The sequence below is a fragment of the Acinetobacter sp. YH12236 genome (genome assembly GCF_013417645.1).
Taxonomy (GTDB): Bacteria; Pseudomonadota; Gammaproteobacteria; order Pseudomonadales; family Moraxellaceae; genus Acinetobacter.
This window is the reverse complement of record NZ_VPDM01000003.1, coordinates 87,346-111,081: the sequence shown is the minus strand read 5'-3', so window position 1 is coordinate 111,081 and position 23,736 is coordinate 87,346. Positions and strand designations below refer to the sequence as shown.

Here is a 23,736-nt window from a genome sequence, read left to right as displayed (position 1 = left end):
TATTAAAGGGAAGCTATATGACTACAGCTCAAATGAATGGACTTGAATATCTAACTGCAATTAAAAATGGCGAATTGCCTGGTTCAGCGATGGGACAACTGATTCCCATGAAACTCAGTGTCGTCCGTGAAAACTACGTGGAATATGAAGTTTATCCAGATGAACGTCATTTCAACCTGCAAGGCGGCATTCATGGTGGATTCTGCGCCACGGTTCTAGACAGCGTAACCGGTGCAGCAGTTCATACTACAGTTGATGCGGGCGTGAGTTTTTCCACTATTGACCTGAATGTCAAAATGCTCAAAGCCATGAAAAATAGCGAAACTTATACTGCGATTGGCGAAGTGATCCGGATTGGACGCAATGTGTTGACTTCAGAAGGCCGAATTGTAGATAAAGACGGTAAACTTTATGCTTTCGGTTCAGCAACTTTATTGGTTACTGGCCGTAAATAATCCTTACGCTGATTTAAACATTCCCTGCATTTGCAGGGATTTTTTTATTTTGAAAAAATCCTAATAAAAAATGCCATGCATATCATCTATACATGGCATGAAAGCAATAACTGAAACTGTTATGCAGCTTCAGGGTTTTCAATCACCATCGCCAGGCCTTGACCCAGACCGATACACAGGCTGATCACGGCATATTTTTTACCAGTACGCTGTAATTGACGCGCAACAGTTAAAGCCAAACGCGCACCTGAACAGCCTAGTGGATGGCCAATCGCAATGCCACCACCATTTGGGTTGACACGCGGATCATCAAAAGCCACATCCAGACCTTTCAGGCAAGATAACACCTGGCTGGCAAATGCTTCATTGATCTCGATAATGTCCATATCATCTAGCGTCAAACCTGCACGTTTTACAGCTTTTTTGATTGCTTCAATTGGGCCCGCACCCATGATGCGTGGCTCAATGCCAGCGGCTGCAGAAGACAGAATACGAGCTAAAGGTTTTAAGCCATACTGTTCCTGAACTTTTTCACTGCCGATAATCAGTGCTGCAGCGCCGTCATTGATACCTGATGCATTACCTGCAGTCACAACACCACCTTCGAAAAGCGGTTTTAACTTGGATAATGCTTCAAATGTTGAAGATGGACGTGGATGTTCATCTTCAGTCACTAATTTAGGCGGCAATTTACGCCCTTGTGAAACTTCAATCGGGGTAATTTCACCTTCAAAGAAACCTGCTTCTTTTGCAGCTTGATATTTCGCTTGTGATGCAGCAGCAAAAGTATCTGCCTGTTCACGCGTAATGCCAAACTCTTCAGCGACGTTATCACCTGTTTCCGGCATGCTGTGCGCGCCAAACTGATCGGTGAATTTACGGTTCGGGAAACGTGTACCAATGGTGGTGTCATAGATTTTGGCATCACGTGAATACGCGCTTTCAGCTTTAGCCATTACAAATGGTGCACGCGTCATGCTTTCTACACCACCTGCAATATACAGCTCACCTTCACCTGCGGTAATGGCACGTGCTGAATCAATCACAGCACCCAGGCCTGAAGCACAAAGACGGTTTACAGTTTGACCCGGAACTGTCACTGGCATACCTGCGAGTAGTGCAGCAAAACGAGCCACGTTACGGCTGTCTTCACCGGCCTGGTTAGTGCTACCAAAGATCACATCTTCTATGTCAGCTGCAGGAATACCTGTTTTTTCTAGCAGATTTTTAATGACTGTTGCTGCTAGATCATCTGGACGTACAGTTGCCAGGCTTCCTGCATGGCGACCGATTGGAGAACGTAAACCATCATAAATATAGGCATTTAACATGAGTGTTATTCCTTTAACTTTTTAATTAATGTGTAGTATGAACAAGAGGCAAACCGAGCTGAACGCGGCGGCGCAACCAAGGACTTGGGCGGTAACGCTGGTCACGGGTAATCGCAGTCATGCGGTCTAAAATTTTCAGAATTTTTTCAGCACCTAATATATCGCCCCATTCAATTGGGCCATATGGATAACCAAGGCCTAATTTCACGGCAACGTTGATGTCTTCTACAGTGGCAACACCTTGCTGGGCGATATCACAGCCAAGATTCACAATCATCGCTAAAGCACGTTGAGCCACAAAACCCACGCTTTCCTGAATTGTGCTCGCACTCACGCCATCCAGATTTAAAATCGATTGCGCTGCATTTACCAGTTCAGCTTTGGTCACAAACGTTGGCATTAAAGTACGGTGTTTATTCAGACCGTAAAGTAGATCGATACAGACTACTTGCTGCGGAGACACCTGATAATGAACTGCGGCTGAAGTGGCATCTTCACCATAAGTCGCAATTAAAATTAAAGCATCTGCTGAAGGTGTTTCAGTTTGCTCAATCTGGATGTTGAACTGCTGCAGATATTGCTCAAGCGCCTGACGGTCTTCGCTATATTCTGTACCTAACCAAACCGATGGATATTGATCCAGCTTTTCAACCAGTGTTGGAGCCACATCACCTACTTTGCTCCCTGAAGTGTAATCATAAAAACCTTTACCAGTTTTACGACCTAGCTGTTTAGCAATAAAACGCTGGCGGGTAATCACGCTTGGGCGGTAACGCGCTTCTTCATAATATTGGTGATAGATCGATTCGCTCACTGGATGAGATACATCCATCCCGGTCAGATCGCCTAACTCAAATGGCCCCATCTTGAAACCGATCCCGTCACGGTAGATGCGATCAATTTCATAAAATGGAGTGACATTTTCATTCAGAATTGCATAGGCTTCGCTACCAAAGGCACGACCTGCATGGTTAATGATAAATCCTGGGGTATCTTTGGCTTTTACCGGGCGATGTCCCATTTTTGTAGATAACTGAGTAAGTGCATCCACAATATCAGCACGGGTATTAAAGCCTTCAATGACCTCAACCACTTTCATCAGTGGAACCGGGTTAAAGAAGTGATAACCGGCAACGCGTTCCGGCTGGCTGCAATTGGCAGCAATCGCACTGATAGACAGTGAAGATGTATTGGATGCCAGAATTGCTTCCGGTTTCACAATGCCTTCCAGTTGCTGCATCAGCTTTTGTTTGATTTCCAGATTTTCAATAATCGCTTCAACGATTAAATCGCAATCTTTCAGGTCTTCGATCTGCTGGGCAATGGATAAATGAGCAAGATCTTCAGCAGCTTTTTCATGGCTGAATTTTCCTTTATCTGCCAGGGTATTTAATGTTTTAGCCAGCTTTTCCTGTGCCTGTTCAGCAGCACCCGCTTTGGCATCAAACAACACCACATCATGACCGGACTGAATCGCGATTTGGGCAATGCCCGCACCCATGGTACCTACGCCAATAATACCGATTTTCTGAATTTGAATGCTCATGCTTATCGTCCCTGATAATTTGGTTTACGTTTTTCGATAAAGGCTTGCATACCTTCTTTTTGATCTTCTGAAGAAAACAGCATCTGGAAAGATTTACGTTCCAGCATTAAGCCGGCATTGAGTGGCACATCTTCAGCCAGTAAAGCCACTTCCTTGATTTGTTCAAGCGCAATTGGCGGCATTTTTGCCAAACCTTCAGCCATTTTGATTGCTGTTGCAAGGGTTTCGCTGTCTTCAGTTACTTGAGACACCAGACCAATCTGATACGCTTCTGGTGCAGGAACCAGACAACCCGTCATAATGATGCGCATTGCATGAAATTTACCCACGGCACGGAATAAACGCTGTGTACCACCAGCACCCGGCATTACCCCTACTTTGACTTCAGGCTGACCGAACTGGGCACTTTTTCCAGCAATGATAATGTCCGCATGCATTGCCAGTTCACAGCCACCACCCAATGCATAACCGTTTACTGCTGCAATCACTGGTTTTGAACATTGTGCAATCGCTTGCCAGTAACGTTCGGTACGACGCTGCATCATCTGGATCGTTTCAGCATTTGCCAGTTCTTTAAGGTCAGCGCCTGCAGCGAAGTCAGTTTCACCGCCAGTGAGAATAATGGCACGGATATTTTCATCGTCATTCAATTGCAGAAAAGCCGCAGCCAGTTTCTGACGCACTTCTGTATTCAGGGCATTTTTAGCTTCTGGACGATGGATCTTGACCATCGCCACATGTGTCGAGATTTGCTCTACTTGAACTACCTGTTCCATCAAAAATCTCCATTTATTTTGTATAGCGAAATTCTATTTTATATAAAACTACGGTTTCTAGACCCATAAATCAAGATTTTTTCTCTCAAAAACTCAAAAAAGTTATTTTTTAATAAAAATTAGAGTAAAAACTCTTGTTCAGTTGGCTATTTTATGATTAATTGATTTCGCAATACGGAATTAATTATTTAATTCGAATTTTGGTTATTCATTTATGTAAATATTAACCACAATACAAAATAAAAAAATTAATTTCCGTCATAAGGATACTACGTTGTTCAGTGATTTTTCACTCAAGGTGAAACGGAAAAATCAGATCCAGCCTGATCGTAACAGGGCGAATGCGCACAGATGCTTAGACCTTAGATGAGGAAAATGCTTTTCCGTGAGGAAGAAAATGGATTTAGCGGTAGCAGAGGAATGCTACTTTAATATATAGAGGATATAAGAATGACAAGCGATACCATCGTAGCTGAGGAAACTAAAACGGGGGTCTCCTCCGACGACACCGTTAAGCAGGCACCTAAACGCCTGTGGATGACGGCCTTTGTCTTCGCTTTTTTGATTTTACTATGTGACGGTGCAGACATTGGTATTCTGGCTTTCAGCTTGACCAGTTTGAAAGCAGAATGGGGGCTAACTTCTGTACAGGCCGGTGCCTTGGGAAGTTATTCTCTTTTGGGTATGGGGATCGGTGGCTTTATTGGCGGATGGGCCTGTGACAAATTCGGTCGCGTACGTGTCATCGTATTGGCCACTATTTCCTTCTCGATTTTGTCTGCCTATTCAGGTTTTGCCCAGTCTTATCAAGAGTTTGCGATTTTACGTACCCTTTCGTGCTTAGGTTTGGGCTGTTTATATATTGCCTGTAATACCCTGATGTCAGAATACGTACCGACCAAATACCGTACTACAGTACTGGCAACATTAATGACTGGTTTCACTTTAGGATCATTAGTGATTACCATGGTTTCTGGCTGGATTATTCCTGAATTCGGCTGGCGTATGCTGTACTGGGTGACAATTGCCCCATTAGCTTTGGGTATTTTGATGCACTTCATGGTACCAGAGCCAGAGTCATGGAAACGTGTCCGTGAAATGAAAAGAACTGGTCAGATCGTGGATAATGATGCCAAAAAAGGCAATCCGTATATCACCATTCTTAAAGATAAAACCCATGGCAAGATGTTCATCTTGTGGTCTTTCAGCTCTGGTTTCCTGCTGTTCGGTTATTTCGGTGTAAGTAACTGGTTACCAAGTTATCTTGAAGCCGAGTTAGGCATTAAATTCAAGGAAATGGCGTTATACATGGTGGGTACCTTTATTACCATGATGTTCGCCAAAATCATTGCAGGTTATGTTGCTGACAAAATTGGTCGTCGTATTGTGTTTGCTTTCGGCACCATGGGAACAGCGCTATTTATTCCTGTTGTCGTGTATATGCACAATGCCGATAACATTGGTGTACTGATGCTAATCTTCGGCTTCCTGTACGGTATTCCATATGCGATTAATGCAACCTATCTCACTGAAAGTTTCCCAACTGGGGTTCGTGGTACAGCAGTCGGTGGTGCGTTCAATATTGGTCGTATCGGTGCAATATTCGCTCCAATTACCATTGGTTATCTTGCGATGAATGGTTCGATCGGTACTGGTTTATTGGTGATGGGTGCAGCTTACTTCCTATGCGGTTTGATTCCTGCCCTGTTTATTAAGGACCGTTTATACGATCCACAAAAAGCTGAATAACTTTTAACTCAGGAGGGCGGTAAATTTACTGCCCTCCTTCATCCATATTTTTATGACTTTAAATATCGAATACATGCCCTTTGACCTGAACAGGATGTTTCTGGGTTAAAAAAGACTCGTATTCATTATTCAAAAGTCAGTATTTCTGTATTACGCAATAAGAGCAACATTAAGGAAAGATTTTCCTTCTTAGATATCAGAATATTTCTTTAGGGATTAAGAAATGAAAAAATTAGTTTTAGCGACATTATGTGGTATTGCTTCAGCACAGGCATTTTCAGCAGAAGCGTCAGAAGACCGGATGCAGTTTTTAGAATCACAGTTAAAGCAAATCCAGGCCGAATTGGAACAGCAAAAAGCAGCACAACTTGCGTTAAAGAACCAGCAAGAAGAAGCCAAAGCACAAGACTCTAAAACTTTGAGTTCAATGGTAGACAATGTCGATGTCTATGGATTGATTCGCTTTGATGGCGCAGTCGATTTCAAAAGTACTACTGAAGCTCGTGGCCGTACCATTAACCAGATTAATAAAGTCCCTTTTACTGAGCCTGACTCTACCCGTTCAGATTTTACTGCAGCTGCCAGCCGAATTGGTTTCCTGGCGAAAGACTTGGGTGGAAACCCGAATGTTTCTGCACGTTTAGAAGCTGACTTCTGGACCAATAATGGTAAAGGCGATGGTGGATTACGTATTCGTCATGCACATTTAAAATACTATAACTGGACTTTTGGTCAGGCCTGGTCATTAATGTCGACACCGGAAATTAGCACTGAAGCTGTCGATTACAGTTTATTGCTGGGTGGATCAGTCCTACGTACGCCTCAAGTCAGCTATGCTTTCAAACTTGATCCGGAAAATACCTGGAATGTAGGTCTGGAGTATATGGCCGGTGGTGATCGTTCTTCTGCCCTACCTGCTTTAACCACTAAATATGTTCATCAATCAGGTCCGCTGCATTTATTGGCTCAAGGCTTTGTCAATCAAAAGCAGGCGCAAACAGATACAGGTGATATTGAAAAAGTTGGTTGGGGTGTAGGCCTTGGTGGACGTTATCATCTCAATGATCAAAACTCGATTCAGGGTAACTATTTCCATATGGTCGGCGACCAGCGTATTGCAGCTTTCTTGACTCAAGGTTCAACCACCGACGGTGCTGCTTGGGGTGGAGATTACTCAGTTGATCCAATCAATAATGAACTTTTGCTCAATGAGTTTAATAGTTTAAGTATCGGCTTTACGCATAAATTCACGCCGAAACTACGTAGTAGCATCAATGCTAGCGTTGTTGATTTTGATGATTCCAGCGACTATGCACGCGCGAATCCTAAGACCAATAAACGTTTAACTGACTATGTAGCAAACGTGATCTACTCTCCTGTTCCAAAGATTAATCTCGGTGCAGAGTACCATCACGGTAAACGTGAAACTTTTGATAATAGAGAAGCGGATGTTTCACGTATCAACCTCTCTGCCAACTATAGTTTTTAAAGCCTCAGGAGACAAGGATGTCAGCCCAAGGGCAAATTTCACGCCGTTTCATGTTCATGATGGCAATGACCTGCGCACTCTGCGCAGGTTGTAACTATTTTAACCAGCCCTTGATTTATTCTATCGCAGAGGATCTGCAAATCAGTGTAGCTCAGTCTGGCTGGACTGTGGTTTTAACCCAGATTGGCTATGCCACCGGGTTATTTTTGTTTGTGCCTCTAGGCGATTTATTTGAAAAACGTCTCTACATTTGTAGCCTCATGCTATGTACCGGTCTGGCATTGATCGGGCTTTCTGCCAGTACTAATCTGCATATGCTGTATGGTTTTACCCTGCTCGCCTCTTTCTGTTCGATTACCACCCAGATTCTGATTCCTTTTGCCGCTAACCTGTCTCAAAGAGAAAAAAGTGCTGAAGTGGTTGGTCTGCTGATGAGTGGTGTTTTGGTCGGTATTCTATTTGCCCGAACTGTATCAGGACTGATTTCTACCTTATGGTCCTGGCATGCCGTTTACCTATTGAGTGGCTGTTCTATTCTCTTGCTCAGCATCGCCATGTGGTATCAGTTACCTAAAGCGAAAAGCCAGCTACAAATGAGCATCTTGCAGATTTATCGCTCACTATTTACCTTTGCCAAAACTGAACCGATGCTGATTCGACGCAGCATCATTGGTGGTTTGGGCTTTGGTATGCTGAGTATTATTTTTACCACCATGACTTTTGTACTGGCGGAAGCCCCCTACCATTTTAATGATTTCCAGATTGGGTTAATGGGCATCGTTGGTATAGTCGGCATCTGGTCATCACAATGGACCGGTAAAATGATTGGTCGACATCGGGAAAAATGGGTTGCACAACTCGCTACCACAGGTTTAATTCTGGCCTGGATTCCCCTGTTTTTTGCGCAAAGCTATTTATGGGTATATATCATTGGATTAATTCCTGCCTATTTTGGGATTTCTTCGCTACATGTTTTAAATCAGAATCTGGTATATCGGATCTCAGTGCAGGCCCGTTCCCGTATTAATGCCATTTATATGACCTGTTATTTTTCAGGTGCCGGGATCGGTGCATTTCTATCGCTAAACCTATGGAAAATGTATGGCTGGTCAGCATGCGTTGCATTAGGCTTTGTCTTTGCCTTGCTGATCTTTAGTATTAACCGTTACGACCTAAGCCGAGAACGCAATCTGGTCAATATCCAGTCCCAGTCATAATCAATCTAAACTCATACCTTGTGCACTCATAGAATATAAGATTGGGTGCGCAGTACATGACACATTATCTATGTTAATTTTAGAAATTCTTTAAAGCTCATTTGTCGCTTTTTTACATAAAGATAGACTCCAAATTGGAGTATTACAAAGAAGCCTATGTTTCTTAAAATAGTAAACAATAAGTCTAAATTGCCAAAAATTAAGTCTGTAGCGAAGAGCAAGATCACTAATACGGAATGTAAGTATAAGGTTTGTTGAGTCTTACTTTGCAGTGCGGTAGCTGCATTGATATAACCAATGAGCGTTAATCCTAATATCATAAGAATGATTCCGCAGATAATACCTAGGGTCATATAAGGCCCAGAGCTATATGCAAACAGTGTTAATACAGCACCAGTTAAAGCTACTAAACCTACAAATGAGCCTAATAAATTTTTTAAATAATATGCCATTTGTTACATGATCTCTTCTAATGAAAGTTTAGAATTTTTAGCCTTGTAGTTGCTAAGAAATGTTTTCTCTTGTTCCAGGTATATCTATTACTTCTTGTACAAATACATTAGATTGATGGCACTTAATCTTTTGAATAAAACCGAATGAAGATGCAATCATATTTCAAGTATTTCTGTTTTGGATTTGCAGCATTCTCTTTATTCCAAATTTATTCGGATATTGTAGATGGTAAAACAGAAATAAGTGCATATTTAGGAAATATCGGGTTATTTCTAGTATGTATTGAAATGGGCGTTCTAATGACTTATGAACAACTCACAGCTGAAGTAACGTTAAGAAATTTCTTTTCCAAAGATAAATTTCTATCTCTCTCACCAGTTGGGATCTTTGCTCATACACTAGGGAAAATTGGATGTATCTTATTAATTATTGATTTTGTAATAAGCTTTGCCTAAAAATTTCTAGCTCATTTAACATAATGGCGATTATGCAAAATTTAGTTGTAAGCTAAAAATAGAAATGTCCGCTTTTAGAATACGCAACTAAGCGCATAAATATACAGCGTATAAAAAATCGCAGCCTAAGCTGCGATTTTTAACCATATTTAAAAGATTTAGCTTATTATATGGATGCTTTTAACTGTGCAGCTGCACGGCCATCGAGCAACTTGCATCCGGTCTGTTGCTGAAGTTCTTCGAAACTCAAGCCATCCACTATTTCTAGCACCCAAGCCTGATTATCTTTGAGTTCAATAATGCACAAATCGGTATAAATACGGTCAACGCAGTTTTTACCGGTAATTGGATAAGTCAGCTCTTCCACAATCCGTGGTTCGCCATTTTTAGTGACATGTTCCATGCAAACATAAACACAGCGAGCACCAACTGCCAGATCCATCGCCCCACCCACTGCTGGGACGGCATCTAGTGCACCGGTATGCCAGTTAGCGAGATCACCATTTACGGCAACCTGAAAGGCGCCCATAATACAGAAATCTAAATGGCCGCCACGCATAATATCGAAGGAATCTGCGGAGTTCATAAAACTGCCGCCATCCAGCATGCTGACTAGTTCTTTACCGGCATTAATCAGATCATCATCAGCGAGTTCAGGGTCAGTTAAAGCGGTAAAACCCAGAACGCCATTTTCAGAATGCAGAATAATATCCTGTTCAGGTTTTAAATAACCGGCAACGCGTGTTGGTAAACCAATACCTAAATTCACATAAGAACCGGTTGGAATATCTTGTGCAACTTTTTCTACAATTTGTTCACGTGTACGTTTTTGAATTGTCATTATTTAATATCTCCTACCTTCACCACATGATGCACAAAAATACCTGGTGTTACGATAATCTCTGGATCAAGCTCGCCTAGCTCTACAATTTCATGTACTTGAGCAATCGTGGTTTTGGCTGCTTTTGCCATTAACGGGCCAAAGTTTCGCGCTGCTTTACGGTAGGTCAAGTTGCCCCATTGATCAGCCTGATTGCCATAAACCAAGGCATAGTCTGCATGAATTGGATATTCCAGCACATAGTCCTTGCCATTGATATGGCGGGTTTCCTTACCTTCAGCTATCTTAGTGCCGTATCCTGTAGGCGTAAAAATAGCCCCCAGACCTGCACCTGCAGCTTGAATACGGCAAGCCAGATTGCCTTGTGGTACCAACTCTAGTTCAACCTTTCCAGCTTTATACAGCTCTTCAAACACCTTGGAGTTATTGGCACGAGGAAATGAACAGATCATTTTCTTTACCAGTCCTGACAATAATAGGTTGGTTAGGCCACGATCACCAGAAGCAGCATTATTGTTGATGATGGTCAGATCTTTAGGACCAATATCAATCAAAGCTTCAATCAGTTCGATTGGCTGTCCTGCCAGACCGAAGCCACTAGTCATAATATGTGCACCATCTGGAATCTGCTTGAGTATGGTTTCGATATCCTGTGTGATTTTATTCATTTAATTGCTTCCTAGCATCTTCCTGTCTTTATAAATGTTTGATCAATTAATTAGTCAGCTTTTTGTGGGTCAAACAAACGGTTTTTAATGAAAATGGCCGGGATCAAACCACAAATAAAATAAGCCACACTCATGATGAGTAGACCTGTACCAATTGATCCACCTTGCGCAAAATAGCCGATAGTTAAAGGTGCCAATACTGCGCCTAGACGGCCAATGTTATAAGCGCCACCTGTAGCTGTACCACGGACTTTGGTAGAGAAACTTTCAGTCATATAAGTCGCGTTAATGCCATATGGAATACCGTAAAGGAATCCGAAAAACAGCATGAGCCATAAGATATTGTCCGGTGTGTTGCCAAAGACAATGATGGGGATAAAGATTGCGGTGCCCATGGTACCGAAAGCAAATACAGCACGACGACCAATTTTATCCGCAATAATACCTGCGATCACTTTGGTACACATCATGATCAGGAAGGTCCCAATCATATAGGTGGTCATTTCTTTAAATTTGATACCTAAGTCTGATTCCAGATAAGCCGGTAACCAGTTACTTACACCGTAATAACCAAACTGTAAGAATGCCGTACTAAACGACCAGAGGATGAACATGCGACGGCTTAACGCATCGGCAAAAATCATTTTGAAGGTATTCTTCGGTTTTTCTTGCACTACGCCGCAGGCTTTAGCTGCAAGACGTTCTTGACGGGCTTTTAGCCAGGCTTGTGGTTCTGGTACCAGGAAGAACATGCCAATCGCAAGAACAATCGGAACAATGGCAATATAGTAAAGGTAACGCCAGCCTAGCTCTGGAAGTAACCATCCTGCAAGTACAGTGGCAACGACTGAACCCAGTGTCCAACCTGTCATTAAAGCAGCAAGTACTGTAGAACGATATTTTGTTGGCACATACTCTGCCATTAGAGTATTACAGGCAATATAGAGGGCGCCTAAGCCAATTGCTGAAAAGAATCGCAACCACTTAAATTCTTCATAGCTTTGAGTAAAGCCTAGCCAGAAGGTTAATGAAGAGAATAAAGCGATCGCAATCACAATCACCCGAACTCGTCCAAAGCGGTCACAAGCCCAGCCACCAAAAAAGCCACCGATTGCCATACCAGCAAGTGTCCAGCTACCGAGTGCACCTGCCTGAATACTACTTAAAGAAAATTCTTGTTTGAGGCTGGTTAGACTGTAGGCTAATAGTGCAAGATCTGCACCGTCTACCAATAACGCTAAAAATGAAAAGATAAAAGCCAGAATCCAGACCTTTTTCTTAGGCATATTTTCTTCTGGTAGAAGGTTTTGTTGTGAATTAAGCGTATTCATAATGTCCTTTACACTTTGCTGGCACTCCTGTGCCTTTTAGAAGTTTATGTTTCACCTAATTAATTAAATGAAACATAAAGGGTTTGATTGATCTTTAATTCTGAATCTGACTAGATTTTTAAAATCTATCCCAGAACTGGATTGGCTGACTTTAATTAAAGTCAGCCAAAACAAACTAGCCAGCAATGCTGGCTAGAAGTTGATCTGCATTTAGTTGGAAAATGCAGCAATACCTGTTTGAGCACGTCCTAGAATTAAGGCGTGTACATCATGTGTACCTTCATAAGTGTTGACCACTTCCAGGTTCACCAGATGACGTGCCACACCGAATTCATCAGAAATGCCGTTACCGCCCATCATGTCTCGCGCTAAACGGGCAATATCTAAGGCTTTACCACAGTTATTACGCTTGATCAGTGAAGTGCCTTCTACTGAAGCAATGCCTTCGTCTTTCATACGGCCAAAACGTAAAGCCACTTGCAGACCCAACGCAATTTCAGTTTGCATGTCTGCCAGTTTTTTCTGGATCAGCTGATTCGCAGCCAATGGACGGCCGAACTGTTTACGGTCCATGGTGTATTGATGCGCTGTATGCCAACAGAATTCAGCTGCACCCATCGCACCCCAGGCAATACCATAACGGGCACTGTTCAGACAGGTAAATGGACCTTTTAGACCACGAATTTCCGGGAACGCGTTTTCTTCTGGTACAAAAACATTGTCCATCACGATTTCACCGGTAATCGAAGCACGCAGGCCAACCTTACCGTGAATCGCTGGTGCAGAAAGCCCTTCCCAGCCTTTTTCTAAGATAAAGCCGCGAATATCACCGACATTGCCTTCAGGAGACACTTCTTTTGCCCAAACCACAAAGACATCTGCAATCGGACTGTTGGTAATCCACATTTTTGCGCCAGTCAGACGGTAACCACCATCGACTTTCTTGGCACGAGTAATCATGCTGCCCGGATCAGAACCATGATCTGGTTCAGTCAGACCGAAACAACCGATATATTCACCGGTCGCCAATTTCGCTAAATATTTCTGCTTCTGTTCTTCAGAACCAAATTCATTGATTGGCACCATCACTAGCGAGCTTTGTACGCTGGCCATTGAACGATAACCTGAATCCACACGTTCTACTTCACGGGCAATCAGACCATAGCTGACATAATTTAAGCCGGCACCGCCGTATTGCTCAGGAATGGTTGGACCCAACAGACCGAGTTCACCCATTTCACGGAAAATGGTTGGATCAGTTTTTTCATGACGGAACTGTTCTAATACGCGTGGCATCAGCTTGTCCTGACAGTATGCATGTGCGCTGTCACGGATCATGCGCTCTTCTTCAGTCAGTTGCTGTTCCAGTAAAAATGGATCTTGCCAGTCAAATCTAATTCTTGTGCTCATTTTAATATTTCCAATATTCTAAAATCTGCTGCTTAAGCGGTCGCTTGTTTAATCATTTCACGTGCGATGATGATTTGCTGGATTTGAGTTGTACCTTCATACAGACGGAATAAACGCACATCACGGTAGAAACGTTCAATTGAATATTCACTGATATAGCCCGCGCCACCATGAATTTGCAGACAGCGATCCGCTACACGGCCACACATTTCAGTGGCAAACATTTTCGCGCATGAAGATTCTGTGGTCACATTCTTACCTTCGTCACGCAGACGAGCAGCATCTAGAACCATACATTTGGCTGCGTAAATCTCAGCTTTAGAGTCTGCCAGCATGCCTTGGATGAGCTGGAAATTCGCAATCGGTTGACCGAACTGCTTACGTTCCACTGCATAATTTAAAGCATCTTCCAGCATACGCTCTGCCATACCTACGCTATAGCCAGCAATGTGCAGACGGCCTTTATCCAGGACACGCATTGCAGTTTTAAAGCCAATGCCTTCAACACCACCGATCAACTGATCTTTATGAACTTTACAGTTGTCAAAAATCACGTCACAAGTGTATGAACCGTGTTGACCCATTTTTTTATCAATTTTGCCCAGACTTAGGCCCGGTGTATTCGCTTCTACCAGGAATGCAGAAATGCCGCTTGCACCTTTGATATCAGGATTGGTACGCGCCATCACCGTAAATGTCGTTGCACGCGGTGCATTGGTAATAAAACGTTTGGTACCGTTTAAAATATAGTAATCGCCATCTTTAACCGCGCTGGTTTTTAAAGATGCTGCATCTGAACCTGAATCTGGCTCAGTTAAACAGAATGAACCAATGATTTCACCAGTCGCATAACGTGGCAGGTATTTCTGTTTTTGCTCTTCTGTACCGTCAATCACGATCCCGCTTGAACCGATCCCATTATTGGTCCCGATCAAAGAACGGAATGCAGCCGATGTACGGCCTAATTCCATTGCGACCAGAATTTCCTCTTCCATGGTGATACCTAAACCGCCGTATTCCTCTGGAATAGTTAGGCCAAACAGACCTAATTCTTTCATCTGCTCGACAATACGCTCAGGAATCGCGTTACTTTCTTCAACTTCATGTTCTAAAGGGACTAGTTCATTTTTGACAAAGTTACGAATAGTCGAAAGAAGTTGCTCGAGCATTTCCGGATCGCGAATCATAGGGATCTCCATGTTATTTAGTTCATCTGGGTAAATTCCTTTACCCTTTAATTTTAGTTTCGTAATACGAAATAAATAATCATAAAAATTCATTTTGAGCAAGAAAAATTATTAAAAATTTTATTTTTTAAGCAAAAAAGCAAATTTTTCTAGCTTTAATTAAAAATTATAGTTAGAATTTTATTTCACAATGCGAAATTTTTTAGATTGTTAGTAGATTTAGAAAAGAGTTAGATGATCGGAATCAGGTCATAATTGATTCTATAAAAGCGCAGCGAGATAAGAATGTTTCAATTAAATCGTGCTGATGATTCTAGTTTTTATTGGCTCCATTTTCCTGAAATTTTATCTGGCGAACTTTAAATTTTCTAAAGATACTTAAAGATCATTACAGGTCTCAAAAACCTGTAAATTCTGCATCGTTTTTAGCTGAATAGCGCTAATTGACTTAAATACAGATAAAATGAGCACTTTTTTATTTATTTTTATCATTAATAGAAGTGTTTTATTTTGTATCGTGAAATTTAATTGCTATCATATTTATTAATTTACCTTTAATTGCTCTGACCATGACAAAAAATAAAACTGGCGAAATACCTAATTTTGATGAGATCCGTTTAGATCCGATTTCACATATTCATAGAGAAAATAACCCGCAATTTATCGCGTCTATTGCACGTGGTTTAGAAATCCTGAGATGTTTTTCTGCAACGAATCAATTACTGGGCAACCAGGAAATTGCACAACTGACTAATCTGCCAAAACCGACTGTTGCCCGGATTACCAGCACGCTGGTTTCTTTAGGTTATCTAAAACAGTTACCGAATACGACCAAATACCTATTGGATGTTGGCGTATTGGCTTTGGGTTATGCGGCGCTAAGCAATATTTCGGCTCGTACACAGGCTTATCCCTTTATGGAAGAAATGTCACGTTATGCGCAAGCGCCAGTGGCAATGGCAACCCGTGATCGCCTGAGCATGATTTATTTGGAAGTCGTTCACACAGAGTCTACTTTGACCATGCGTCGTCCAGTTGGCTCTACCCTGCCTATTCATAGTAGTGCGATGGGCCGTGCCTGTCTGGCTGCGATGGAAGTTAAAGAACGTGAATATCTGTTTGATGCGATCAAGAAAAGAAATGAAGATCAATGGCCAACCATTAAGCGTAATTTAGAACGTGCTATCCGCGATTATCAGGATTATGGCTATTGCTTATCTCTCGGTGATTGGGCCAAAGATGTTAACTCTGTCGCAGTACCTTTAATTCACCCTAAACATGGTATTTTGACCTTTAACTGTGGTGCCCCAACTTATTTACTCAATCAGGAAAAACTGGAAAATGAAATCGGTCCTCGTCTGATTCATATGGTCAATAACATTTCCTTGACTTTAAATAATATTTAAGCTGTTATTTAAGATTTAAATGGGCGGCAAGGATCGCCCTTTATTTTTTCTTTTTTAAATTACTTCTAAAATTTTAGAGCAATAGAAAAATAGCCCATTCTAAGATGGGCTATTTTTTTAAAGATTTAAAGACTAGCAAAGTCAGCTAATCATCTTCACTTACTACGCTGCTACAAACTTGGCACGCGCTGTATGCAGTTTCTTATAGCTATCAATTAAACGCAGATGACGATCCAGACCTTCAAGCTGCATATTGGTTTCAGCTAAACCGTAGAAACGTACTGTACCTTCTACTGAACCGAGGACTGCATCCATACGGGCATCGCCAAACATACGGCGGAAGTTATGTTCATAGTCTTCCAGTTCCATTTCATCATCCAGAATGACTTCAAGCACTACATTCATGCACTGATAGAACAGGCCACGTTCAACCGTGTTGGTATTGTATTGCAGGAACTGCTCAACCAGATCTTTAGCTTCTTCAAATTGCTGTAGAGCCAGATAGATCAGCAGTTTCAATTCAAGAATGGTCAGCTGACCCCATTCGGTATTTTCGTCAAACTCAATCCCGATCAGGGTACGGATCTCGGTATAATCGTCTTCATCCGCTTCTTCCAGACGCTCAACCAATGCTTGCAGTTGTTCATCATCCAGTCGATGCAGATTCAGGATATCTTCACGATATAACAAAGCCTTGTTGGTATTGTCCCAAACCAGATCTTCTACCAGATAGATTTCCGAATAGCCCGGTACCAGAATACGGCAAGCGGTGGCACCCAAATGCTGATACACCGCCATATAAACTTCATGGCCCATGTCTTCAAGAATCGTGAATAATTCCTGAGCTTCATCCGCATTCGAGTTTTGACCATTATTGGTGAAATCCCACTCGACAAAATCATAATCTGATTTTGCGCTGAAGAAACGCCAAGACACGACACCACTAGAATCAATAAAGTGCTCAACGAAGTTATTCGGTTCAGTAACTGCATTTGAACTGAAGGTTGGTTTTGGCAGATCATTCAGGCCTTCAAAACTACGACCTTGTAACAGTTCAGTCAGACTACGCTCTAAAGCGACTTCAAAGTTTGGATGGGCACCGAATGAGGCAAAGACACCACCCGTACGCGGGTTCATCAAGGTCACGCACATCACCGGGAACTGGCCACCTAAAGAAGCATCTTTGACCAGTACCGGAAAGCCCTGTTCTTCCAAGCCTTTAATACCTTCAACAATTTTCGGATATTTTGCCAGTACGTGTTCAGGTACATCCGGCAGTGCCAGTTCGCCTTCCAGAATTTCGCGTTTAACCGCACGTTCAAAAATTTCAGACAGGCATTGTACTTGAGCTTCAGCCAAAGTATTGCCCGCACTCATACCATTACTGAGGTACAGATTTTCAATCAGATTCGATGGGAAATACACAGTTTCACCATCAGACTGACGTACGAATGGCAATGAACAGATACCGCGTGCTTTATTGCCCGAGTTGGTGTCATACAGATGAGTACCTAGTAACTCATCTTCAGGATCATAAATTTCACGGGTATGTTCATCTAAAACTTCGGCTGGCAGTTCACCATTTGGACCTGGCTGGAACCATTTTTCATCCGGATAATGCACAAATTCTGCATTGGCAATATCTTCACCCCAGAACTGGTCGTTATAGAAGAAGTTACAGTTCAGACGTTCAATGAATTCACCCAGTGCAGACGCCAGCGCACTTTCTTTGGTTGAACCTTTACCATTGGTAAAGCACATTGGTGACTGAGCATCACGAATATGCAGTGACCAGACATTCGGTACGATATTACGCCAAGACGCAATTTCAATCTTCATGCCGAGGCCTGCCAGAATCGCAGACATATTTGCAATGGTTTCTTCCAGTGGCAGGTCTTTACCCGGAATACAGGTCAGACTGTCTGAAGCCAGATTAGGCATTAATAATGCCTGAGCATCGGCATCAATACTTTCTACTTCTTCAATAACAAATTCAGGACCGGTCTGAATGACTTTTTTGACGGTACAGCGGTCAATCGAACGCAAAATCCCCTGACGGTCTTTTTCAGAAATATCAGCTGGTAGCTCGACCTGAATTTTAAAAATCTGTTTGTAGCGGTTTTCAGGATCGACGATATTGTTTTGGGACAGACGGATATTGTCGGTCGGAATGTCACGCGCTGCACAATAAACTTTAACGAAATACGCCGCACACAGCGCAGATGAAGCCAGAAAATAATCAAATGGACCTGGCGCAGAACCATCACCTTTATAGCGAATCGGCTGATCGGCGATTACCGTGAAGTCATCGAACTTGGCTTCTTGACGAAGATTATCGAGATAATTGACCTTAATTTCCATGTGGATACCTAAATATTCTTATGTGCCGCCACGGACAGATAAGATGCTAAATCTGAATATACAAGCCGAATCACGGAGGAGAATTTGACTCAAAAATAAAAATAACCCGGGTTAAACCTTCAACCAGTTAGTTTCAGGATAAGCTCGAGTAAGAATGGGCGCTATTATAGAATCATTTTATGAAATTGATAATGTTTGCTCGAATTTCCTGCAGATTTATCAAAATATCTGTTAATTAAATATTCAGAAAATCTGGCTTTAAGCCGGGAACAGGCTGTTTTTATTGATACTTGCTGTTCCCGACTGGATTTCATGGACTGCGAAATGCATATTTTAAATCAGATCAAGATCCAAATTAAAAGTCATAGCCAATGCCAAACACAGCGAGATCGCGCTGCTTATCACCGAAACGGTCGTAACCACCGAAGATATAATCACCAGAAAAGGTCAACTTCGGCGCAACTTCATAACTTAATCCAGCAGTTGCATAACGGAAAGCATGCTGTTTTGTGGTATTACCTAGCTCATTACCTTCATATTTACCTTCATCATTAAAATAACCACCTGCTGCACCGACATGTGCACCAAGCTTGTCATTAATCTGATGGGTTAAATCCAAGGTATAAAAAGTATCGCCCTGATTGGCATAGGCCACATCATATAAATAGGTCGACACACCCGCTGTAACACTGGTCTTGTCATTCAGTGCACGACTTACATTCAAACCTAATTCATTTGAAGTGGTATGGCTGCCACCCGGATAATAATAGGTCGCATCCCAAAAATTCCAGTCGTAGTTTTCACTGCTATAGGTATAGCCCACGATAAAATCATGTTCGACTTTATCACGGCGATGTGATTTCTTGCCTTCCAGTTCTGGATAGGAATAACCTAAGGTTGAGCCCCAGTAACCGACATAAAAATTACCATAAGCCAGATTCAGCGCTGCCTGTAAAGCAACGTCATCATTTTCTGGTGCATTGGTCAGACCACGAGAGATGTATTTAGAAACTACACTGATGTTTCCACTGGTTTCAATTTTTTTTGCTTCCGCATCATCTGCAAAACAATAAACACTAGAAACAGCAGCACAGCCGAAAAGGACTGTTTGTTTGAAAATTCTCATAAAATATAAATTATATTAAGCAAAGAATGGATAACACTGAAACCGATTACAGCCTTATCCAGCTTTGGGTAAAAATAAATTTCGCTATATTCCTTGATGCAATAAGCAACAGGAATATAGCCATGACTTAAGCGCGTGGGGCCCGGTAGAAAGGCGCTGTAGAAGCAGGTAATGCCTGCTTGCCACGGATATGATCTGCAAGCTTTTCAGCCATCATGATCGTGGTTGCATTGAGGTTGCCTGTAATAATAAGCGGCATAATTGAAGCATCGATGACACGCAGGCCTTGCATCTCATGCACACGCCCATAACCATCGACAACTGCCATATCATCCTCACCCATTTTACAGCTACAGGACGGATGATACGCTGTTTCTGCATGATTACGAACAAATTCATCAATTTCTGCATCAGTTTGCAGATTTTTGCCCGGACTGATTTCTTCACCACGATATGGATCCAGGGCGGGCTGATGCATAATTTCACGGGTAATACGGATGGCATCACGGAATTCACGCCAGTCCTGTTCGGTACTCATATAGTTGAACAGAATACTTGGATGTTCAAACGGATCTTTGGATTTCAGGCGAACCCGACCACGAGATGGTGAACGCATGGAACCGACATGAGCCTGGAAGCCGTGTTCATGAATAGCATTGGTCCCATTATAGTTAATCGCCACTGGCAGGAAGTGATACTGGATGTTTGGCCATTCAAACTCATCCGAAGAACGGATAAAGCCACCCGCTTCAAACTGGTTGCTGGCACCAATGCCTTTACCCAGGAATAACCATTCTGCGCCAATCATGGGCTGGTTATACCATTTTAATGCTGGGTATAAGCTGACCGGTTTTTTGCACTTATATTGTAAGTACATTTCCAGATGGTCTTGCAGGTTTTCACCCACACCCGGCAGGTCCTGAACCACCGGAATATCCAGACTTTTTAACAATTCAGCCGGACCTATACCAGAGCGTTGCAGGATTTGTGGAGATGCAATTGCACCTGCACATAGTAGAACTTCACGATCCGCAAAGACCTGAATCGGCTGTAAGGTATTTTGACCTTCAAAATATTCTACGCCAATCGCCTGATTACGGTTAAACAGAATCCGGTTGGTCATGGCATGGGTAATAATGGTGAGATTATCCCGACCTTTGGCCATATCTAGATAACCACGTGCCGTACTGGAACGACGACCTTGTGGTGTCACAGTACGATCCATCGGCCCGAAGCCTTCCTGCTGATAGCCATTTAGGTCATCGGTACGTGGATAACCCGCCTGTACTCCAGCTTCGACCATGGCATGAAACAGCTCATTATTACCATTCTTAGGTGTTGCGACTGAAACCGGACCTGAATCGCCATGATAGTCATTACCGCCAATATCGCGGGTTTCAGCTTTTTTGTAATAGGGTAGACACTGCGCATAGTTCCAATGTTCCAGACCTTTAAAGCTAGCCCACTGTTCCAGATCCATAGCATTACCACGGATATAGCACATGCCGTTAATCAGTGAAGAACCGCCCAGACCTTTACCACGGCCGCATTCCATACGGCGATTGTTCATGTGGGGTTCTGGGTCGGTCAGATAGGCCCAGTTGTAACGGCGTCCTTGTAAAGGATAAGCCAAAGCAGCCGGCATCTGGGTTCTAAAATCCAGACGATAGTCCGGGCCACCTGCCTCAAGTAATAGCACTTTAGTATCTGGATCTTCAGTTAAACGCGCTGCCAGAACATTACCCGCAGAGCCCGCACCGATAATAATATAGTCGTAATTCATCAAATCCCCCTTATGCGCTAAATACAGACTGGAAAGGAGTGAGTTCGACCTGAACCGATTTGGTCTGGGTGTAGTGCTGCAAAGTGACTAGACCATTTTCACGTCCGACACCGGAATGTTTATAACCACCGACCGGCATTTCTGCTGGCGATTCACCCCAGGTATTGATCCAGCAGATACCTGCTTCGACCTGATGAATAATTCGGTGTGCACGGGCTAAGTCTGGTGTGACAACACCGGCGGCCAGACCATAATCGGTGTCATTGGCACGACGAATGGCTTCTTGCTCGGTGTCATAACTCAGGATGCTCATGACTGGACCGAAGATTTCTTCACGTACAATGGTCATGTCATCGCGGCAGTCGGTAAATACGGTTGGCAGGACATAAGCCCCTTGGGCAAACTGTTCATCCTCAGCACGGCCGCCGCCACATAATAGGCGTGCCCCTTCTATCTTGCCTTTCTCGATATAACCCAGTACTTTTTCCATATGCTCAAAGCTGGACACTGGGCCGAAATTGGTTTCAGGATCGAGAGGATCACCCATACGGATATGTTCAACACGCTGCAAAATCTTTTCTTCAAATTCTGCTTTCAATGCCAAAGGCACAAATACGCGAGTACCGTTGGTACACACCTGACCGGAACTATAGAAATTGGCCATCATGGCAATATCGGCCGCCAAATCCAGATCGGCATCTTCACAGATAATCAGCGGAGACTTACCGCCCAGCTCCATCGTGACTTCTTTTAGGCTAGAATTTGCAGCTTGCGCCATGACCTTTTTGCCGGTAGAAACGCCACCGGTAAACGACACTTTGGCAATATCAGGATGCGAAGTCAGATAACCCCCAATTTCACCACTGCCGGTAACCACATTAAAGACACCATGCGGTACACCGGCTTCAGTATAAATTTCTGCCAGTTTCAGCGCAGTTAAAGGGGTAACTTCACTGGCTTTGAAAATCATGGCATTGCCTGCAGCGAGTGCCGGTGCAGATTTCCACAATGCGATCTGAATCGGATAATTCCATGCGCCAATTCCAGCGACAACACCCAAAGGTTCACGGCGAGTATAGACAAAGGAACTGCTTCTCAGCGGGATTTGCTGGCCTTCAAGAACCGGTAGAATTCCCGCATAATATTCGAGTACATCTGCACCTGTCGTAATATCAACAGTCGATGTTTCACTAAAGGCTTTACCGCTGTCCAGACTTTCTAATTTTGCCAGCTCATCGTTACGCTCGCGTAAAATGGCGACTGCCTTATTCAAGATGCGCGAGCGTTGAATCGCGGTCATTTCTGCCCAGACTTTTTGCCCTTGTTGTGCAGATTCAACCGCACGATCGATATCATTTTTTGAACAGACCTGCACTTCAGCCAGGACTTCGCCTGTTGCAGGATTAATAGTTTGAAACGTGCTATTGGACGTTGCATCGACATATTGTCCATGGATATAAGGACGTTGCAGTTTGAATGTTGTCAATGGAATTCCCTCGCAGATTGGTTATTTGAGTTGTTGCCGGATATATTCACTACACAGTTCAATCGGCAGTTCTGGATCAATTTCGCCACTTACTAAAGCACCTCTTAGCCAGAATCCATCAATGAGTGCAGCCAGACCTTGTGCTGCCTTCTCAGCTTGATCCTTACTCAGCTTTTTCATGAATTCATATTTAAGATTGGAATGTAAGCGGTAATGGTTTATTTGCTGTAAACGATGTAAATCGGGCTGATGCAGACTGCTGGCCCAAAAAGCCAACCATACCTTCATGGCCGCTTTATCCGTTTGTGGAGCAGTAAAATTGCCACGCACAATCGCCAGTAAGCGTTGTTCAGGGGCGCCATTCACCTGTGACTTGATTTCAGCAACAGACTTACCTAATTGCTGCAATAAGTAACGCATTGTGGCTTCAATTAACCCATTTTTACCTTGAAAATAATGACTTATGATGCCGGTTGAGACACCTGCCCTCTGAGCAATCTGACTAATTGAAGCTTCTGCAAAACCTAGCTCATTCACTGCAGCTAAGGTGGCATCGATCAGTTGCTGACGACGGATCGGTTGCATACCAACTTTTGGCATAGGACTAACCTGAATAACGGATGTAACAATAAAAAATCACTCTGCTAAAGCAAATAGCTGAATAAT

The 23,736-nt window shown here is 43.0% G+C and carries 20 protein-coding genes; 6 read left to right on the top strand and 14 right to left on the bottom strand.

Going from position 1 to position 23,736, the window contains the following annotated elements:
- Positions 1-17 precede the first annotated feature (17 nt).
- A complete protein-coding gene (locus tag FTV14_RS02685) occupies positions 18-455 on the top strand; it encodes a PaaI family thioesterase (RefSeq protein ID WP_180002010.1) in 438 nt (145 codons plus the stop codon).
- 119 nt (positions 456-574) lie between these two features.
- Here FTV14_RS02685 and FTV14_RS02680 read toward each other — a convergent pair whose 3' ends face one another.
- From FTV14_RS02680 to FTV14_RS02670, 3 genes are read right to left on the bottom strand one after another with little or no spacing between them, the layout of a single operon-like run.
- Positions 575-1,786 carry a 3-oxoadipyl-CoA thiolase gene (locus FTV14_RS02680; RefSeq protein ID WP_180053272.1) on the bottom strand — a complete coding sequence of 404 codons (1,212 nt, stop codon included), beginning with the start codon at positions 1,784-1,786 and terminating at the stop codon, positions 575-577.
- A gap of 25 nt (positions 1,787-1,811) precedes the next feature.
- Positions 1,812-3,332, bottom strand: coding sequence for a 3-hydroxyacyl-CoA dehydrogenase (locus FTV14_RS02675; protein ID WP_180053271.1), 1,521 nt, complete (start codon positions 3,330-3,332; stop codon positions 1,812-1,814).
- Between the two features lie 2 nt (positions 3,333-3,334).
- Entirely contained in the window at positions 3,335-4,108 is a 774-nt protein-coding gene (locus tag FTV14_RS02670) for an enoyl-CoA hydratase (protein ID WP_004785705.1), read from the bottom strand.
- Positions 4,109-4,558: 450 nt separating this feature from the next.
- Here FTV14_RS02670 and FTV14_RS02665 point away from each other — a divergent pair, with 450 nt between their 5' ends.
- The 3 genes from FTV14_RS02665 (at position 4,559) to FTV14_RS02655 (ending at position 8,563) form a co-directional block, all read left to right on the top strand.
- Entirely contained in the window at positions 4,559-5,857 is a 1,299-nt protein-coding gene (locus FTV14_RS02665) for an MFS transporter (protein ID WP_179993397.1), read from the top strand.
- 223 nt (positions 5,858-6,080) lie between these two features.
- Positions 6,081-7,346 (top strand): DcaP family trimeric outer membrane transporter, encoded by a 1,266-nt coding sequence (locus tag FTV14_RS02660; RefSeq protein ID WP_180053270.1) that lies wholly within the window; start codon positions 6,081-6,083, stop codon positions 7,344-7,346.
- Positions 7,347-7,363: 17 nt separating this feature from the next.
- Complete coding sequence (locus tag FTV14_RS02655; protein WP_180053269.1) at positions 7,364-8,563, top strand: MFS transporter; 1,200 nt, start codon at positions 7,364-7,366, stop codon at positions 8,561-8,563.
- Positions 8,564-8,631: 68 nt separating this feature from the next.
- Here FTV14_RS02655 and FTV14_RS02650 read toward each other — a convergent pair whose 3' ends face one another.
- Positions 8,632-9,015 (bottom strand): hypothetical protein, encoded by a 384-nt coding sequence (locus tag FTV14_RS02650; protein WP_180053268.1) that lies wholly within the window; start codon positions 9,013-9,015, stop codon positions 8,632-8,634.
- A gap of 144 nt (positions 9,016-9,159) precedes the next feature.
- Here FTV14_RS02650 and FTV14_RS02645 point away from each other — a divergent pair, with 144 nt between their 5' ends.
- On the top strand, positions 9,160-9,471 hold the full coding sequence (locus tag FTV14_RS02645) for a hypothetical protein (protein ID WP_180053267.1): 312 nt from the start codon (positions 9,160-9,162) through the stop codon (positions 9,469-9,471).
- A gap of 166 nt (positions 9,472-9,637) precedes the next feature.
- Here the strand turns inward: FTV14_RS02645 and FTV14_RS02640 are convergent, their stop codons facing one another.
- From FTV14_RS02640 to FTV14_RS02620, 5 genes are all read right to left on the bottom strand, one after another.
- Positions 9,638-10,312 carry a 3-oxoacid CoA-transferase subunit B gene (locus FTV14_RS02640; protein ID WP_180002014.1) on the bottom strand — a complete coding sequence of 225 codons (675 nt, stop codon included), beginning with the start codon at positions 10,310-10,312 and terminating at the stop codon, positions 9,638-9,640.
- Entirely contained in the window at positions 10,312-10,980 is a 669-nt protein-coding gene (locus FTV14_RS02635) for a 3-oxoacid CoA-transferase subunit A (protein ID WP_180053266.1), read from the bottom strand. Before FTV14_RS02635 ends, FTV14_RS02640 begins: the two co-directional genes overlap by 1 nt.
- Before the next feature lie 50 nt (positions 10,981-11,030).
- The gene (locus FTV14_RS02630; RefSeq protein ID WP_180053265.1) at positions 11,031-12,311 is read right to left on the bottom strand and encodes an MFS transporter; all 1,281 of its coding nucleotides are present in this window, start codon (positions 12,309-12,311) and stop codon (positions 11,031-11,033) included.
- 210 nt (positions 12,312-12,521) lie between these two features.
- A complete protein-coding gene (locus FTV14_RS02625; protein ID WP_180053264.1) occupies positions 12,522-13,721 on the bottom strand; it encodes an acyl-CoA dehydrogenase in 1,200 nt (399 codons plus the stop codon).
- Between the two features lie 32 nt (positions 13,722-13,753).
- Complete coding sequence (locus FTV14_RS02620) at positions 13,754-14,908, bottom strand: acyl-CoA dehydrogenase family protein (protein ID WP_034171043.1); 1,155 nt, start codon at positions 14,906-14,908, stop codon at positions 13,754-13,756.
- A 569-nt stretch (positions 14,909-15,477) separates the two neighbouring features.
- On the opposite strand from FTV14_RS02620, the gene FTV14_RS02615 reads away from it, so the two are divergent.
- On the top strand, positions 15,478-16,314 hold the full coding sequence (locus tag FTV14_RS02615; RefSeq protein WP_004785687.1) for an IclR family transcriptional regulator: 837 nt from the start codon (positions 15,478-15,480) through the stop codon (positions 16,312-16,314).
- Between the two features lie 162 nt (positions 16,315-16,476).
- Here the strand turns inward: FTV14_RS02615 and FTV14_RS02610 are convergent, their stop codons facing one another.
- From FTV14_RS02610 to betI, 5 genes are all read right to left on the bottom strand, one after another.
- Positions 16,477-18,675 carry an OsmC domain/YcaO domain-containing protein gene (locus FTV14_RS02610; protein ID WP_180053263.1) on the bottom strand — a complete coding sequence of 733 codons (2,199 nt, stop codon included), beginning with the start codon at positions 18,673-18,675 and terminating at the stop codon, positions 16,477-16,479.
- Between the two features lie 355 nt (positions 18,676-19,030).
- The gene (locus tag FTV14_RS02605) at positions 19,031-19,801 is read right to left on the bottom strand and encodes a hypothetical protein (RefSeq protein ID WP_180053262.1); all 771 of its coding nucleotides are present in this window, start codon (positions 19,799-19,801) and stop codon (positions 19,031-19,033) included.
- A gap of 127 nt (positions 19,802-19,928) precedes the next feature.
- A complete protein-coding gene (betA, locus tag FTV14_RS02600) occupies positions 19,929-21,584 on the bottom strand; it encodes a choline dehydrogenase (RefSeq protein WP_034705253.1) in 1,656 nt (551 codons plus the stop codon).
- 10 nt (positions 21,585-21,594) lie between these two features.
- Positions 21,595-23,070 carry a betaine-aldehyde dehydrogenase gene (betB, locus tag FTV14_RS02595; protein WP_180053261.1) on the bottom strand — a complete coding sequence of 492 codons (1,476 nt, stop codon included), beginning with the start codon at positions 23,068-23,070 and terminating at the stop codon, positions 21,595-21,597.
- Between the two features lie 21 nt (positions 23,071-23,091).
- The gene (gene betI, locus FTV14_RS02590) at positions 23,092-23,670 is read right to left on the bottom strand and encodes a transcriptional regulator BetI (protein ID WP_034705247.1); all 579 of its coding nucleotides are present in this window, start codon (positions 23,668-23,670) and stop codon (positions 23,092-23,094) included.
- Positions 23,671-23,736: the final 66 nt, after the last annotated feature.